Source organism: Flavobacterium sp. SLB02 (genome assembly GCF_009664855.1).
GTDB lineage: Bacteria > Bacteroidota > Bacteroidia > Flavobacteriales > Flavobacteriaceae > Flavobacterium.
Genome location: NZ_CP045928.1, coordinates 5,691,497 through 5,706,375, shown reverse-complemented (window position 1 = coordinate 5,706,375; position 14,879 = coordinate 5,691,497). Strand labels below are relative to the sequence as shown.

Here is a 14,879-nt window from a genome sequence, read left to right as displayed (position 1 = left end):
TAATTTGTATTTCTAAAACAGAAATTTTGAATAAATTGCAGCAATTTCCCGTTATAAATCTTCCCAATCCCCACAATAGCAATCTATGGAGAGCAAAAAAAGTTATACAGCACTCAAAGTTTTATTCAGTTATGTTGCATTACTGGCTTTGGTTGTTACTGTTGGATGGTTTTTATATTCTGAAAATGTAGTATATAACAAACTTGAAAGTAAAATTGCTTTCGAAAAAACCAAGATTCTTAGGGTCAGTAAATTGTTTTCGAATGTGTATAAAACAGAAAGTTTAGCCAGGAAAACAATTCAAAATAACTCTGAAGAAGATTTTAAAAATTACATTATTGAAACCGATTCTTTAAAATCCAGAATCGATACTTTAAAACAAATCGTTACTACACAATATCAAAAAACATTATTGGATAGCGTTACTTATTTGTTGTCTGAAAAAACAAAAAATATCCAGCAATTAAAAACGATAAAAAACAAAGCCGAAGATGAAGTGTCGGTTAATACGGCTATTGACGAAATTACCAAAATGGAGTTCAAACTTCGAAAGCTGGAACTTCAGGATTTCAATAAAAACCCAAATCAGTTGGGCAGTTATCAGCGAAATGTACTTCAAAAATATGTTGATTATCTCAATCAGAATATTCCGGATGACAGCACCAATACGCTAAGCAAACAAGCATCGGATTCTATTTTGGCCAATTCGAAAAAATTGTTGAGCAATGTAAAAATCAAGGCCGAAAAGAAAAAAGAATCGCTGAATTTTGAAGAGAATAAATTACTAAAAAACGAAATCGCCATTTCGGACCAGCTTCGTAAAGTACTTCGAATTATCGAAAGAGAAATTATCATCAACTCGATAAAAAATAATTCGCTAAAAGAAAAGTCCCTTAAAAAAGTCAACGAAATTGTCACCGTATCCGCTATTGTTGGTTTGGTCCTAACGTTGTTTTTCTCGATCCTGATTGTCAGTGATTATTCGAAATCGCAGGTTTATAAAAAACAACTCGAAATTGCGAATTTCAAAACCAAAAATTTGCTTAAAAGCCGCGAACAATTAATTTCTACGGTAAGCCATGATCTTAAAACACCTTTGAGTACCATTGTGGGGTATTCTGAACTTTTGGGCAATTCGGATGTCAATACAAAGCAGTCGTATTTCATTAAAAACATCAAAAATTCATCAGAATATATTACGCAATTGGTTCAGGATTTACTGGACTTTTCTAAGATTGAAGCCGGAAAAATTACGATCGAAAAAGTTCCGTTTTTATTACCTGATATTATTGACGAAGTTGCCAAAAGTATTCAGACCGTTTACAAACACAAAAACATTGATCTTATTATTAATGTAGATGAGAAACTGAATACGAGAATTGTTGGAGATCCGTTTCGATTGAAACAAATTCTGAGTAACATTATCGGGAATGCGTATAAATTTACCGAAGAAGGATTTATAAAAATTAGTGGCTATATATCGGAGAATGATAAGTTTTTTACCATTAGAATTGAAGATACCGGAATAGGAATCGAAAAAGGAAATCAAAAATTAGTTTTTGAAGAATTTGCTCAGGCGAATGAAAATATTGAAAAAGAATATGGCGGAACCGGTTTGGGATTGTCTATTTGCCAAAAAATAATTTCGATTTTAGGCGGCGATTTAAAACTGGAAAGTACATTTGGCAAAGGAAGTACTTTTGTAGTTGAACTTCCCTTGCAGTTTGATAATAGTGTGAATTCAGTTCCTGAAGTCAAAAAAACTGTCGTTCGAAATACTAAGAAACAAACTTTTATTGTTCTGGACGACGATATCAATCTTTTGAATTTGACAAGCGGGGTTTTAAGGCAGGAACAACATCAGGTGCTGTCTTTTAATAGCGCTTTGAAAGCTTTAGAAGCGATTCAGAACACCAATTTCGATTTTATAATTACAGACATACAAATGCCGGAAATGGATGGTTTTGCGTTTTTGAAAAAATTAAAAAGCTCAGGATATTCCACTTATAAAAACCAGCCCGTAATTGCACTTACAGGAAGAACTGATCTTGATGCGGCTGTTTATAACGAAGCTGGTTTTACAACTGTAATACAAAAACCTTATTCGCCTAAAATATTACTGGAGACCATAATTCTTATTTTAGAAAATGATACTTTGCCCAATGTTGACATTAATGAGCAAGAAGAAAAAACCAGTACTAAATTGTATTCTCTGGAAACACTTAAAGAGTTTTTAGGCAATGATGCTGCAGCATTAAAAGAAGTTTTAAAATCGTTTATCGAAAGCAGCTCTGAAAACCTGAATTTATTAGAGAATGCAATGATCGACAAAAATACAGCCGAAATTAATTCAATCGCACACAGAATTGCGCCAATGTTCAAGCAAATTCAGGCGCGAGAAATTGGAGAAATTTTAAAAATCTTAGAAAACAGGGATCTTGAAACTTCTGATTTAAACGATATTTTTAAAGTTTTGAAAGCAAAAACAGACATACTTTTTAAAGCTTTACATACAGAAATAGCTTAATCTATATTGTAATGCTTTAATTTATTATAAAGTGTTTTTCTGGTAATCTTAAGCAATTTTGCCGCTTCGGATTTATTATTCTGTGCTTTTGATAAAGCGTGAATAATAGCTTCTTTTTCGTTTTCTGACAAAGAGAAATCACCATTATTCGTTTGTTGTTTTTGAATCTGAAAAAATTCAACCGGCAACACATCGCTTTTTATAAAATCGCCCTGGGTTAAAAGCGTAGCACGTTTGACACAATTTTGAAGTTCACGCAAATTTCCCGGCCAGTTATAATTTTGAAAAATAGTAACTACTTCCGGCGAAAATCCGATGATGTCTTTATTCAATTGTTGATTGGCTTTTTCTAAGAAATAATCAGCGAAAACCATTAAATCTTCGTCTCTGTCTTTTAATGATGGAGACTGAATCGAGAATTCATTGATTCTATGGTATAAATCTTCTCTAAAATCACCATTCTTTACCGCTTCCCGTAAATCTTCGTTCGTAGCCGTAATAATTCTAATATCAACATTAATTTCTTTATTACTCCCAACAGGTTTGATTTTTCGTTCCTGAAGCGCTCTTAACAGCTGTATTTGATTTTCGTATGAAAGGTTCCCTATTTCATCTAAAAAAAGAGTTCCACCATTAGCAGCCTCAAAATAGCCCATTTTGTCGCTAATAGCTCCGGTAAACGATCCTTTTAAATGTCCGAAGAATTCACTTGCAGCTAATTCTTTTGGAATAGCACCGCAATCAACCGCGATGAAATTATTGTTTTTTCTTAAACTTTGCTGATGAATACTTTTAGCAATGATTTCTTTTCCGGTTCCGCTTTCTCCAATTATCAAAACTGACATATCTGTTGGACTAACCAAATGAATGTGATCTAATAATTTTTTGGATGCAACCGAAATTCCTTTTACAAACTCGTTTTCAGTATTTGGAGTTGGCTTTTTAGTCGATTTTTTTTCCTTTACAGGAATTTCTTCTTCTGTTGCTGAAGATTTCAAAGCATTGGTAATAACCAATAAAACCTCATCAGGATTAAAAGGTTTCGAAATGTAATCTGCAGCACCATTTTTTATGGCTTTTACCGCAGTATTTACATCTGAGTATCCTGTCATAAGAATTACAGGTATTTCAGGATGCGCCGTTTTAAACTCAGACATCAGTCCGATACCGTCAGAATCAGGCAAGCGAAGATCTGTCAAAATTAAATCGAATGATTCTTTTTTGATTGCTAATCTTGCTTCCGCTGCAGAGAAAGCAATGGTTACTTCGTATGCTTTTTTTACCAGAAACTTTTCTAATAATTTGCAAAACGAAATATCATCTTCTATGAGTAATATCTTTGGCATTTGTTTTTAGGGACTTTTTTGCTAAAATAAGACTATTAAAATTGTCTTTTCACAAAATTATGCAAAAAAAAAGAGATTGCTTATCGCAATCTCTTTTTCACCAAAAACATAAATCTAAATTCACCTAATTTATATCTTTAACCAGTTGCCATTGACATCTGAAAAAACAGTAGCCTTTTGGTCACCAACCGATATTTCGAGTTTATACTCTTTTTTTTCATTTACAAATGCCTTGTCCAGTTTTGCTCCCGGATAGGCAGTTTGCAGTGCCGTTTTTACAGCAGCAGGTACAGCATCTGCACTTACTTCTGTGTATTCTGCCTGAGCAGAAACAACCGACTTAGTTTGTAGCGGAGTTGTCTCATTACTTGCGTAAATAGACAAACTTCCTAAAACTATTACTGCTGATAAGATTAACTTTTTCATGTTGCTCTCTTTAATTATTTTTTAATGATGTTTCCTAAAGCATCTGTAAATACAGTATACTTTTTGTCACCACTTGAAATTTCCAACTTGTACTCGTTCTTTTCGTTTTTATACGCTTTTTCAAGTTTTGTATTCGGAAAAGATTTTTCTACAGTTGATTTTACAGCTGCCGGAACAGCATCTGCACCAATTTCAGTAAATTCATCCTGAACTGTCACTGACTGAGTCATTGAAGTTTTTACTACAGGATTAGCTGCCTGAATTGACAAACTTCCTAAAATGATTGCTGCTGATAAGATTAACTTTTTCATAATAATAGTTTTTATGGGTTACTTAATTATTTTTTAAGAATTTTACCAGTAGCATCTGTATAAACAGTAGACTTTTCACCCCTTACAGTGATTTCTATTTTATACTCTTTTTTGTCGTTTACATAAGCTTTATCTAGTTTTACACCTGGATATGCTTCGTCTAACGCCGTTTTAATAGCTGCCGGTACGGCATCAACTTCTTTATATTCGTCCTGAATGTTTACTGATTGAACCATTGAACTTGTCACGGCTACATTCCTTGCTTGCATTGACAACCCTCCTAACAGGATAGCTGCCGATAATATTAACTTTTTCATAGTGATAGTTTTATAGTTCGTTTCTAATTATTTTTTAATCCAAGATCCATCTGCATTAGCAAAAAGTGAACCTACTTTGTCACCTACTGTAACGTCTAGTTTATACTCTGATTTAGCATTTTTGTATGCTTTAGAAAGTACTGCATCCGGATACGCTTTTTTAAGAGCATCTGTAATTGCAACTGGCACTTCTTCTAATTTAATTTCAGTGTATTCGTCTTGAATTGAAATTGTTTTTACGATTGTATTTGTTATTGGAGAAGTTGATGCAAATGATGTTAAACCTCCCAAAACGATTGCGGCTGATAAAAATAGATTTTTCATAATAGTTATATTTTAATATTGTTAATTTTATTTTAGTATTGCTAATTTGAATCTGCATGACATGAGCATCTAAAATTTAATTTGATTATTTTTTAATCCAGGTTCCATCTGCATTAGCAAAAAGGTTCCCTACTTTGTCACCAACGGTAACATCTAATTTATATTCTGATTTTTCGTTTTTATATGCTTTAGTAATTACAGCATCAGGATAAGCTTTTTTCAAAGACTCAGCAATTGGAGCTGGTAATTCTTCTAATTTGATTTCTGTATATTCGTCTTCAATAGAAATCGTTTTTACGATAGTATTTGTAATAGGAGTAGTTGAAGCGAATGAAGTTAAACTTCCTAAAACAATTGCGGCTGATAAAAATAGATTTTTCATAATGTGTATATTTTATAATTATTTAATAGTTGTTTACGCTTTAGATAATGAAATTATTATGCCGTAACGCAAACGCCAGCCCAACAACCGCGTAAAACCCTGTAATTTAAGCATTTAATTCTATTGTGCCAAAAAATAGGATTAAAAATAAGTGTGTAATTTTATGAAATACTGTGTAAAAAGTATACACAAATAGTGTTTACTCAAAGAATTTAAGCATTAAAACCGGTAAACTTTAAAATTATCAGATTCAAATGCTGCAAAAATAAAATTCTCTCAATTATTATAATACAAAACCCGATAGCTTAAAGAATCAATCGGGTTTAAAAAGTTATAAAATAAAAAAGGCTGCCAAAATTGACAGCCTTTATATTATTCTTCTATAGGTTTCATTTTAAATGTATCCATAAAAGCAGTTGTATAATCTCCTGCTATATATCTTGGATCATCCATTAATTGTCTATGGAAAGGAATTGTAGTTTTTACACCTTCTATAACGAATTCATCCAAAGCTCTTCGCATTTTGCTAATTGCTTCTTCACGAGATTGCGCAGTCGTAATTAACTTAGCAATCATCGAATCGTAATTTGGTGGAATTGTATAACCAGAATAAACGTGAGTATCTAAACGAACTCCGTGACCTCCCGGCATATGAAGTGTAGTAATTTTTCCTGGTGAAGGACGAAAATCATTATAAGGATCTTCAGCATTAATACGACATTCTATAGCGTGTAATTCCGGTAAGTAGTTTTTTCCTGAAATTGGAATTCCAGCCGCAACCATAATTTGCTCACGAATCAAATCGTAATCAATTACTTGTTCCGTAATTGGATGCTCTACCTGAATACGTGTATTCATTTCCATGAAATAGAAATTTCTGTGTTTGTCCACTAAAAATTCTACAGTTCCCGCTCCTTCGTATTTAATAAATTCAGCTGCTTTTACAGCAGCTTCTCCCATTGCAGTACGTAATTCGTCTGTCATGAAAGGCGAAGGCGTTTCTTCAGTCAACTTTTGGTGACGACGTTGTACAGAACAATCTCTTTCAGAAAGGTGACATGCTTTTCCGTAAGAATCTCCAACAACCTGAATTTCGATATGACGAGGTTCTTCGATAAGTTTCTCCATGTACATTCCGTCATTTCCAAATGCTGCAGCAGCTTCCTGACGTGCACTTTCCCATGCTTTCAATAACTCATCTTCTTTCCAGACAGCACGCATTCCTTTTCCACCACCACCTGCAGTTGCTTTAAGCATTACAGGGTAACCAAATTCTTTAGCTAATTTTTGTGTTTGTTCGAAAGACTCTAACAATCCGTCTGAACCTGGCACACATGGAACTCCTGCAGCTTTCATTGTAGCTTTTGCAGAAGCTTTATCTCCCATTCTATCAATCATTTCAGGAGCAGCACCAATAAATTTGATTCCGTGTTCCTGACAAATTTTTGAGAATTTAGCATTCTCAGAAAGAAATCCATAACCTGGATGAATTGCATCTGCATTAGTAATTTCTGCAGCGGCAATAATATTTGACATTTTCAAATACGATAAGTTACTTGGAGGAGGACCAATACAAACCGCTTCGTCAGCAAACTTAACATGTAGACTTTCTGCATCGGCTGTAGAGTAAACTGCTACAGTTTTGATTCCCATTTCTTTACATGTACGAATTACACGAAGTGCAATTTCTCCTCTATTCGCAATTAATATTTTTTTAAACATCTTACTTTAATTAGATAATTAGACAATTTGATAATTAGATAATTTTAGATGACTAACAAAACTTGTATTGTGAATCCTTCTAAAATCTAAAATCTAAAATCTAAATTTATTTATGATGGATCAACTAAGAATAAAGGTTGGTCAAATTCTACAGGAGACATATCATCTACAAGAATTTTTACAATTTTACCTGAAACTTCTGATTCGATTTCGTTAAATAATTTCATTGCTTCAATTACACAAAGAACATCACCTTTAGAAATAGTACTTCCAACTTCAGTAAATACTGGTTTATCCGGAGATGGTTTTCTATAGAAAGTTCCAATAATTGGAGATTTAATAGTAATGAATTTAGAATCTTCTGCCGGAACAGATGCTTCGCTAGTTACGCTTACAACCGCTGGAGCTTGTTGAGGAGCTACTGCTTGTGGCAATGCAGCCTGAGCAGGCAATTGTTGTACATAAGTAGTTTCTGTTACATTTCCTTCTAAAGTTGTTCTGATCGTGATTTTCACATCATCCATTTCTAACTTTACCTCTGCAACTCCCGAATTTGCTACAAATTTGATTAGGTTTTGAATTTCTTTTAAATCCATAATGATTCTTTTTTAGTTTTAATTTATTTCTTATCGTAAGCCCATTTTAGGTAAATAGATCCCCAAGTGAATCCACCACCAAAAGCGGCAAAAATAATATTATCTCCTTTTTTGAACTGGTGCTCAAAATCGCTTAATACTAATGGCAAAGTAGCTGAAGTTGTATTACCATATCTTTCGATATTCATTAATACTTTTGATTCTTCAAGATTCATTCTGCTTGCAGTAGCATCTATGATACGCTTGTTTGCCTGATGCGGCACTAACCAATTAACATCTTCGTTAGTCAAATTGTTTCTTTTCAAAATCAACTCACTTGCATCAGCCATATTCGTTACAGCATATTTAAAAACAGTTTTTCCGTCCTGAATAATATTGTGTTGTCTATTTTTAACGGTCTCTTCTGTAGTTGGTATTAGAGAACCACCGGCAGGAATTTTAAGAAAATCGCGTCCTACGCCATCGCTTCGTAAGTATTCATCTTGCAAGCCTAACCCTTCATAATTTGGTTCGAACAAAACGGCACCCGCTCCATCTCCAAAAATAATACAAGTTGCTCTGTCTGTATAATCTACAATTGATGACATTTTATCAGCACCAATTAACAGTACTTTTTTGTATCGCCCTGACTGCACATAAGCTGCAGCAGTTGACATTCCGTATAAGAAACTTGAGCAGGCCGCTTGCAAATCGTATGCAAATGCATTTGTAGCTCCAATTTCTGTAGCAACATAAACTCCTGTAGAGGCTACCGGCATATCTGCTGTAGCTGTTGCCATTATAATCATATCAATCTCTAAAGGATCAATATTTGCTTTCGCAAGTAAATCTTGTGCTGCTTTTATGGCAAGAAACGACGTTCCTTTATCAGCATCTTTAAGAATCCTTCTTTCTTTAATTCCAGTACGAGTAGTAATCCATTCGTCATTGGTATCGACCATTGTTTCTAATACTTTGTTCGAAAGAACGAAGTCAGGAACATAAGCTCCAACAGCGGTAATTGCGGCTGTGATTGTATTCATTATATTCTATTATTTCGTTTCAAATACTACGTATCTGAAAAATTTTTAAAAGACTTGAAAATTACAAAAAAAAACGAAATGAATTTGTATGCATTTTCTTAAAAAAAGAAAATTATAACCAACAAAAAAAACTCTCACTATGTGAGAGTTCTAGTATCATTTACAAAAACGTATTAAGCAACCGCTACAGATTTATCGATAACAACTTGCCCTCTGTAATACATTTTACCTTCATGCCAGTAAGCTCTGTGGTATAAATGTGCTTCTCCAGTAATAGGACATGTAGCGATTTGAGCTACAGTAGCTTTATAATGTGTTCTTCTCTTATCTCTTCTTGTTTTCGAGATTTTTCTCTTAGGATGTGCCATTTTACTATATTATTTATCCGTTAATAGTTTCTTTAATTTGTCCCAACGCGGGTCAATATCTTCTTCTTGTTTACTCTCTTCTTTTTCTTCTTTGACTTTGTTTATTGTCAGCTCATTTAGTTTTTTCAAGGCTTCAGTTTGCAAACTTCCGTCTTTTACTCCTGGATGAACTCGTTTTAGCGGCACCGAAAGTGCAATCATTTCATAAATGTATTGTGCCACATCTATTTCATGCTCTCCATGCGGCAAGATCAACAGCTCTTCGTTATCATTGTTAAATTCATCTCCAAAACGAACAATCAATTTCATTTTTCCTTTTAAAGGCAAATCAAAATCTTCGCTTGTTAGATCACAAGGCACGTTTACCGTTCCTTTGTGTTTGAATTCCAACTCTAACATGTTGCTTTTCTTATCTAAAACTAAACCTACTTTGATATCCGAACTTTGAAATTCGTCGTAATCAAAGTTCTCAAAGAACACGTTACTTATTTGATACTCAAAATGGTGTTTTCCTAGCTTTAACCCTATGAAAGGAATTAAAAATTCTTTTGTTTTGCTCATTTCAACATCAATTTCACCAACTCGTATCTAAAAATCAGATACCTGAATTGGGGTGCAAAGATATAAAATTATTATAAAACTAATAATCTTATTCACCTTTTTTTATTTATAACTGTTTTTCTTTTACTTTAAGAGGTTTTTGAGTAATCTCTTCGTACTGATTTCGCGAGTGAAAAATATCTATCGCAAGATAAACTGCCTCTTTAAATGAATTAAAATCTGCCATGTCTTTTCCGGCAATATCGTAAGCCGTACCGTGGTCTGGCGAAATTCTCACCTTATTTAAACCTGCAGTATAATTTACCCCTTTTCCAAAAGATAAGGTCTTAAAAGGAATTAATCCCTGATCGTGATAAGTCGCAACAATCGCATCATATTTTTCATATTGACCACTTCCAAAAAAGCCATCTGCCGAAAATGGACCAAAAACCATCGTTCCGCTATCAAATATTTTCTTTAAAGCTGGTTTCAAAATCAAATCTTCTTCTTTACCAATCACACCACCATCTCCACTATGCGGATTTAATCCTAAAACAGCAATCTTTGGTCTTACAATACTAAAATCCTGAATTAAAGATTTTCTAATGGTTTCAATTTTTCTTGTAATTAATTCTTCTGTCAAATGCGAAGAAACCTCACTTAAAGGCACATGATCCGTTAGCAAACCAACTCTTAAATTATCCTGCACCATCATCATCAATGCATTTCCTTCTAATTCCTGATCTAAATAATCTGTATGTCCCGGAAATTTAAAATCTTCTGACTGAATGTTGTATTTATTAATTGGAGCTGTTACCAAAACATCAACCAAACCATCTTTTAAAGCTTTTGTTGCTGCAACAAATGATTTTATAGCGTACTCTCCTATTTTCTCATCGTTTGTTCCTAAGTTAATATCCACACCTTCTTTCCAAAGATTAAAAACATTTACTTTCCCAGGAACAACCTGATCTAATTTATCTACTCCATGAAACTGAACTGTAGAAGTAAAACTTTTTTTAACAAACGAAAGTATTTTAGCATTGGCAAAAATAACAGGTGTACACATTTCTAACATGCGAGAATCTTCGAATGTTTTTAGTATAACTTCGCTTCCAATACCGTTTAGATCTCCAATTGAAATTCCAACAATTATATTTTCTGCATTTTTATTCATGTGCTCAGGTTATTTATTACTAATTTTGATGTGCAAATTTAGTAAAATAAAACAACAATGTTTACAGGAATTATAGAAACCCTTGGAAGGATTCACGAAATAAAAAAAGACCAAAGCAATCTTCACGTAACAGTAGAAGCCTCTATTACCAACGAATTAAAAATAGACCAGAGCGTCTCGCACAACGGAATATGCCTGACAATTGTCGCCATAAAAGATTCCTTTTATACCGTTACTGCTATCGAAGAAACCATTTCGAAAACAAATATTGGCGACTGGAAAGTTGATGATATTGTAAATTTAGAAAGAGGAATGAAACTTGGCGATCGTCTTGACGGACACATCGTGCAAGGTCACGTAGACCAGACAGGAACCTGCATTAAGATTGAAGAAGCAAACGGAAGCTGGAACTATACTTTTGAATACGATAGAAACCTCAGCAATATTACCATCGAGAAAGGCTCAATAACTGTAAACGGAGTTAGTCTTACTGTTGTAAACTCTAAAACAAATGAATTTAGCGTTTCCATTATTCCGTATACTTACGAAAACACTAATTTTAAAAATTTCGAGGTTGGAACTAAAATTAATTTAGAATTTGATGTTGTTGGAAAATATATATCCAGACTTTATTCGATAAACAAATAAGACTCAAATTTAATTTCATAAAAAAAAGTTTCAATTTAAATGAGGGCACTGAAAAACATCCCTTATTTTGATCAGGTTTATTTTTTAGACAAAAAAAAAAAAAAAAAAAAAAAAAAACGCTTATAATAGGATTTAAAAGTATCCGTTGTAAGCGTTTTTTGTTTTATAACTGTTTTTTATTTGAGGCTATATGTGTTGATATTTGATTTATAGAGGCATTTTATAGAAGTATACTTACTTTAAGTTTCTTACATTAATTTCAGTATTCTTTTTAAGTTGACTGTAAAAATAGCCATCGCTCCTTGCATTTGCATATTGGTGATACCATATGATAGTGCTCTATCGTATCCATGTACATTTTTTAATTCACTGTTTTTAGCTTCTATTTTGTATCGATGTTTGGCCTTTTCCTTATAGTAGTCGGTTTCTTGGAAAGCAATTTGTTCTTGGTGTAATTCTGATTTTATTGATACCGAATATGTTTTTGTCTTTGATCCTTCTTTGTAATACCCTTCTTTTAAAGGACAAGACTTGCATTTTTGGACATCAAAATAATAGGTCTCTACTTGATTTGTTCCGACATTTTTTTTACCCTGTTTTGATTTTTTTATAGCCATATGGCCTGCAGGACAAACAAACCTGTTGGCATCTTTATTATAATCGAATTTATCTTCGTCTTTTCTGGCACCTTGTGCTATTATAGAATTCAGTTTAGCTACCACTTTAATCTCTAACTCGCTTGCTCGCTTGAGATTTCATGTTCCTATATAAGCTCCATCGCCGATAATAGTATCAACATCGATTCCGTTTTCTTGGCTAATTTCCAAAAGTTTAGGCAATTCTGGTCAATCTGCTTTCTCTGCTGAGGTTACTACAGCCGCTGTGATGATGCGCTCTTCGGTCATCGCTAGATGAGTCTTGTATCCAAAGAAAGTGCTATCAGCGGATTTATGACCTGTTTTAGCATCTGTATCTTTTGACAAAGTATAATTTTCCTGAGTATCTTCTATAGTTTCTTTAAGCAGGTTTAGCTTTTCTTTTACAGCAGGTATAGAACTTAAAGATTCTTCTTTTTCTATATGCTGCTCGAGTTCTTTACAATAAGCGAATTCTTTTTCTAATTCATTGGTAGTGTTCTTCTCAGGCATATGCTCTTTGAATTGATCCTCAAATAGATATGCCGTTTCTCGAAGTAGTTTAGAACGCTCTCTTAATACATCAATTGCTGCAAACGGATTGGATCTCGATAAAGTATGTGTAGCATCAACTAATAGACCTAGATTTAATGATTCCCTTTTCAACAGCTATAGCCACTGTTTTACCAATGAGTAGATTTAATAAGTCTGTATCTTTAAGACGAAGCTTAAGAAATTTCGTCAATGAACTTGGATTAATGACACCTTCCTCGGGAGGTCATTTCTAAGAAATACTTAAAAGACATATCAAAACGTGAACGCTCTACTACATCAACATCCGAGACATCATAAATTGTTTTTAGAAGCAAAAACTTAAACATGCGCACTGGGCTTTCTGCGGTGCGACCATTATTGGTGCAGTATTTATTTAGCAACTCATCGTAGAGGAATGAAAAATCTATTAGTTCATTAATTTTTCTCAGTAAATTATCCTGGGGAACAATTAAATCATAATAAAGAAGAATTGGGACTAAACTGAATTTGTTGCTATTGAATTAACATTTAAAAAGTCTTATGATTACACCCAAAAAATACAAAAAAAGGAGCAGAAAACTTTTAGCTTCTACTCCTTTTAATTTAAAAATCATTCCTTAAAAAGACTTTTTCAGTGCCCTCCATTATTGCAGAGCTTTTTTTATTTTATACCTGTATATCATTATACCTCCTAAAACAATCGCCAATATCAACAGAATAAAAATATGTTCATCTATTGGCACCCTACCTCCCGGAGGTTGATCCGGCGGACCCCCCGGCTCCGGCGGCAAATCACCACCACCATCGTCCTGTGCGAAAGCAGTTAATACATTCATCAAAGTCAAACAAATCGTAAAAAAAATAGCCTTTATTACCTTCATAATTTTAACATGTTGCTATACAACAAGGTAGGTTGTTAAATTTATTTATTTTAAATATAATTCGCACAAAAACAGGGGCTTATATGCAAATACCCAACAAATGTATACGTTTTTTGCAAAAACACAATGTTTAAAGCAAAAAAAACAGAACAAAAACGATTTTAATTCCTTGATGTAAGAAATAGACCAAATAATTAAATTTTGATATTTGAGGATGAAGCGCAAAGCTTGGGGATGAAATGTCAAAATAAAATAAGAACTTTGTAATCTAAGAATTTTATATGACCCCTATAGAGCTTTTGAAGTTTATGCTTCCTGATTTTTTAGTAGAACATTTTGAAGTAGTTTCATCTACTAATACCCAAGAAATATTACACCTCTATTTTGAAGAGAATTCTAAACCTCCCAAAGAGTTTAATGATCTTCAATTAGTCTCAAAGGGTTTTCAAGATGAGATTACCATTCAGGACTTTCCTCTGAGAGGCAAGTTCGTGTATTTACATATCAAAAGACGTCGCTGGACTAATAAAGATACAGGCGAGATCGTTAAAAGAGATTGGAATTTAGTTGCTAAAGGAACCCGCATGACTCAAGAGTTTGCGGCTTTTTTAAAAGAAATTAATAGATAAGGCCGCTATCGATTGTCGAACCATTGGAGGTTTCTTCGGAGTCAATGGGAAAAAACTACAAAGACAATACAAAAAACATCTAAGCTCCTTTAGTACTTGGGCTCCAAGAGAACATGCGCATGAGTGGATTATTTATCCTGAAAATATAGGTACTCACTTGTCAATTGATGAAGTAGCCTTGTCTCAGGGTGAGCTTTTTACTATTGTAACCAATAAGGAAGCTAGAGGTAAAAAAGGTTGCTTAGTGGCTATTATTGCAGGGACAAAGGCAGATCAGGTCATTGAACATATCTGTAAAATTGATTACAAAAAAAGATGTTATATCCAAGAAACAACACTTGATATGGCTAATTCCATGAAGTTGATCTCCAAAAGATGTTTTCCAAGAGCGGTACAGGTTACCGACAGATTTCATGTTCAAAAATTAGCTCTAGAAGCATTACAGGAGATTAGAATAAAATATCGTTGGGAAGCGATGGATACTGAGAATCGAT

The 14,879-nt window shown here is 33.5% G+C and carries 17 protein-coding genes and 1 pseudogene; 4 read left to right on the top strand and 14 right to left on the bottom strand.

Features of this window, described 5'->3' with window-relative positions:
- The first annotated feature begins 85 nt into the window (after nucleotides 1-85).
- The gene (locus GIY83_RS21695) at nucleotides 86-2,527 is read left to right on the top strand and encodes a hybrid sensor histidine kinase/response regulator (protein ID WP_208683407.1); all 2,442 of its coding nucleotides are present in this window, start codon (nucleotides 86-88) and stop codon (nucleotides 2,525-2,527) included.
- Here the strand turns inward: GIY83_RS21695 and GIY83_RS21690 are convergent.
- The 12 genes from GIY83_RS21690 to pdxA all read right to left on the bottom strand — a co-directional run bounded on the left by GIY83_RS21690 (nucleotide 2,524) and on the right by pdxA (nucleotide 11,058).
- Nucleotides 2,524-3,873, bottom strand: coding sequence for a sigma-54 dependent transcriptional regulator (locus GIY83_RS21690; protein ID WP_208683406.1), 1,350 nt, complete (start codon nucleotides 3,871-3,873; stop codon nucleotides 2,524-2,526). The genes GIY83_RS21695 and GIY83_RS21690 overlap by 4 nt on opposite strands.
- A 129-nt stretch (nucleotides 3,874-4,002) precedes the next feature.
- Nucleotides 4,003-4,299, bottom strand: coding sequence for a hypothetical protein (locus GIY83_RS21685; protein ID WP_208683405.1), 297 nt, complete (start codon nucleotides 4,297-4,299; stop codon nucleotides 4,003-4,005).
- A gap of 14 nt (nucleotides 4,300-4,313) precedes the next feature.
- The gene (locus tag GIY83_RS21680) at nucleotides 4,314-4,610 is read right to left on the bottom strand and encodes a PepSY-like domain-containing protein (RefSeq protein ID WP_208683404.1); all 297 of its coding nucleotides are present in this window, start codon (nucleotides 4,608-4,610) and stop codon (nucleotides 4,314-4,316) included.
- Nucleotides 4,611-4,636: 26 nt separating this feature from the next.
- Nucleotides 4,637-4,927, bottom strand: coding sequence for a hypothetical protein (locus tag GIY83_RS21675; RefSeq protein WP_208683402.1), 291 nt, complete (start codon nucleotides 4,925-4,927; stop codon nucleotides 4,637-4,639).
- Between the two features lie 27 nt (nucleotides 4,928-4,954).
- Nucleotides 4,955-5,251 carry a hypothetical protein gene (locus GIY83_RS21670; protein WP_065448664.1) on the bottom strand — a complete coding sequence of 99 codons (297 nt, stop codon included), beginning with the start codon at nucleotides 5,249-5,251 and terminating at the stop codon, nucleotides 4,955-4,957.
- A gap of 85 nt (nucleotides 5,252-5,336) precedes the next feature.
- Nucleotides 5,337-5,633 (bottom strand): hypothetical protein, encoded by a 297-nt coding sequence (locus tag GIY83_RS21665; protein WP_065448665.1) that lies wholly within the window; start codon nucleotides 5,631-5,633, stop codon nucleotides 5,337-5,339.
- A gap of 372 nt (nucleotides 5,634-6,005) precedes the next feature.
- Nucleotides 6,006-7,355 (bottom strand): acetyl-CoA carboxylase biotin carboxylase subunit, encoded by a 1,350-nt coding sequence (accC, locus tag GIY83_RS21660; protein ID WP_068842126.1) that lies wholly within the window; start codon nucleotides 7,353-7,355, stop codon nucleotides 6,006-6,008.
- Between the two features lie 110 nt (nucleotides 7,356-7,465).
- A complete protein-coding gene (gene accB / locus GIY83_RS21655) occupies nucleotides 7,466-7,951 on the bottom strand; it encodes an acetyl-CoA carboxylase biotin carboxyl carrier protein (RefSeq protein WP_194617678.1) in 486 nt (161 codons plus the stop codon).
- A gap of 23 nt (nucleotides 7,952-7,974) precedes the next feature.
- Nucleotides 7,975-8,973: a beta-ketoacyl-ACP synthase III gene (locus GIY83_RS21650; protein WP_194617677.1), complete on the bottom strand. Its 999-nt coding sequence runs from the start codon at nucleotides 8,971-8,973 to the stop codon at nucleotides 7,975-7,977.
- Between the two features lie 173 nt (nucleotides 8,974-9,146).
- A complete protein-coding gene (gene rpmF, locus GIY83_RS21645) occupies nucleotides 9,147-9,341 on the bottom strand; it encodes a 50S ribosomal protein L32 (protein WP_007137315.1) in 195 nt (64 codons plus the stop codon).
- A 9-nt stretch (nucleotides 9,342-9,350) separates the two neighbouring features.
- Complete coding sequence (locus GIY83_RS21640) at nucleotides 9,351-9,902, bottom strand: DUF177 domain-containing protein (RefSeq protein WP_173971000.1); 552 nt, start codon at nucleotides 9,900-9,902, stop codon at nucleotides 9,351-9,353.
- Between the two features lie 106 nt (nucleotides 9,903-10,008).
- A complete protein-coding gene (gene pdxA / locus GIY83_RS21635; RefSeq protein WP_208683400.1) occupies nucleotides 10,009-11,058 on the bottom strand; it encodes a 4-hydroxythreonine-4-phosphate dehydrogenase PdxA in 1,050 nt (349 codons plus the stop codon).
- 57 nt (nucleotides 11,059-11,115) lie between these two features.
- Between pdxA and GIY83_RS21630 the strand changes: the two genes are divergently transcribed.
- The gene (locus GIY83_RS21630) at nucleotides 11,116-11,706 is read left to right on the top strand and encodes a riboflavin synthase (RefSeq protein WP_194617675.1); all 591 of its coding nucleotides are present in this window, start codon (nucleotides 11,116-11,118) and stop codon (nucleotides 11,704-11,706) included.
- 248 nt (nucleotides 11,707-11,954) lie between these two features.
- On the opposite strand, the pseudogene GIY83_RS21625 reads toward GIY83_RS21630, so the two are convergent.
- Both GIY83_RS21625 and GIY83_RS21620 read right to left on the bottom strand, forming a co-directional pair.
- Nucleotides 11,955-13,382 (bottom strand): annotated as a pseudogene (locus GIY83_RS21625) (IS1182 family transposase).
- Nucleotides 13,383-13,519: 137 nt separating this feature from the next.
- A complete protein-coding gene (locus GIY83_RS21620; protein WP_194617674.1) occupies nucleotides 13,520-13,756 on the bottom strand; it encodes a hypothetical protein in 237 nt (78 codons plus the stop codon).
- Nucleotides 13,757-14,037: 281 nt separating this feature from the next.
- Between GIY83_RS21620 and GIY83_RS21615 the strand changes: the two genes are divergently transcribed.
- Nucleotides 14,038-14,385, top strand: coding sequence for a transposase (locus tag GIY83_RS21615; protein ID WP_194620491.1), 348 nt, complete (start codon nucleotides 14,038-14,040; stop codon nucleotides 14,383-14,385).
- A 22-nt stretch (nucleotides 14,386-14,407) separates the two neighbouring features.
- Nucleotides 14,408-14,879 (top strand): transposase (locus tag GIY83_RS25020; RefSeq protein ID WP_229029334.1); only part of this gene is annotated, 472 nt, incomplete at its 3' end.

Coding starts and splice junctions, on each gene's coding strand:
- GIY83_RS21695 (WP_208683407.1), top strand. CDS start 86: ATGGAGAGCAAAAAAAGTTATACAGCACTCAAAGTTTTATTCAGTTAT.
- GIY83_RS21690 (WP_208683406.1), bottom strand. CDS start 3,873: ATGCCAAAGATATTACTCATAGAAGATGATATTTCGTTTTGCAAATTA.
- GIY83_RS21685 (WP_208683405.1), bottom strand. CDS start 4,299: ATGAAAAAGTTAATCTTATCAGCAGTAATAGTTTTAGGAAGTTTGTCT.
- GIY83_RS21680 (WP_208683404.1), bottom strand. CDS start 4,610: ATGAAAAAGTTAATCTTATCAGCAGCAATCATTTTAGGAAGTTTGTCA.
- GIY83_RS21675 (WP_208683402.1), bottom strand. CDS start 4,927: ATGAAAAAGTTAATATTATCGGCAGCTATCCTGTTAGGAGGGTTGTCA.
- GIY83_RS21670 (WP_065448664.1), bottom strand. CDS start 5,251: ATGAAAAATCTATTTTTATCAGCCGCAATCGTTTTGGGAGGTTTAACA.
- GIY83_RS21665 (WP_065448665.1), bottom strand. CDS start 5,633: ATGAAAAATCTATTTTTATCAGCCGCAATTGTTTTAGGAAGTTTAACT.
- accC (WP_068842126.1), bottom strand. CDS start 7,355: ATGTTTAAAAAAATATTAATTGCGAATAGAGGAGAAATTGCACTTCGT.
- accB (WP_194617678.1), bottom strand. CDS start 7,951: ATGGATTTAAAAGAAATTCAAAACCTAATCAAATTTGTAGCAAATTCG.
- GIY83_RS21650 (WP_194617677.1), bottom strand. CDS start 8,973: ATGAATACAATCACAGCCGCAATTACCGCTGTTGGAGCTTATGTTCCT.
- rpmF (WP_007137315.1), bottom strand. CDS start 9,341: ATGGCACATCCTAAGAGAAAAATCTCGAAAACAAGAAGAGATAAGAGA.
- GIY83_RS21640 (WP_173971000.1), bottom strand. CDS start 9,902: ATGAGCAAAACAAAAGAATTTTTAATTCCTTTCATAGGGTTAAAGCTA.
- pdxA (WP_208683400.1), bottom strand. CDS start 11,058: ATGAATAAAAATGCAGAAAATATAATTGTTGGAATTTCAATTGGAGAT.
- GIY83_RS21630 (WP_194617675.1), top strand. CDS start 11,116: ATGTTTACAGGAATTATAGAAACCCTTGGAAGGATTCACGAAATAAAA.
- GIY83_RS21620 (WP_194617674.1), bottom strand. CDS start 13,756: ATGAAGGTAATAAAGGCTATTTTTTTTACGATTTGTTTGACTTTGATG.
- GIY83_RS21615 (WP_194620491.1), top strand. CDS start 14,038: ATGACCCCTATAGAGCTTTTGAAGTTTATGCTTCCTGATTTTTTAGTA.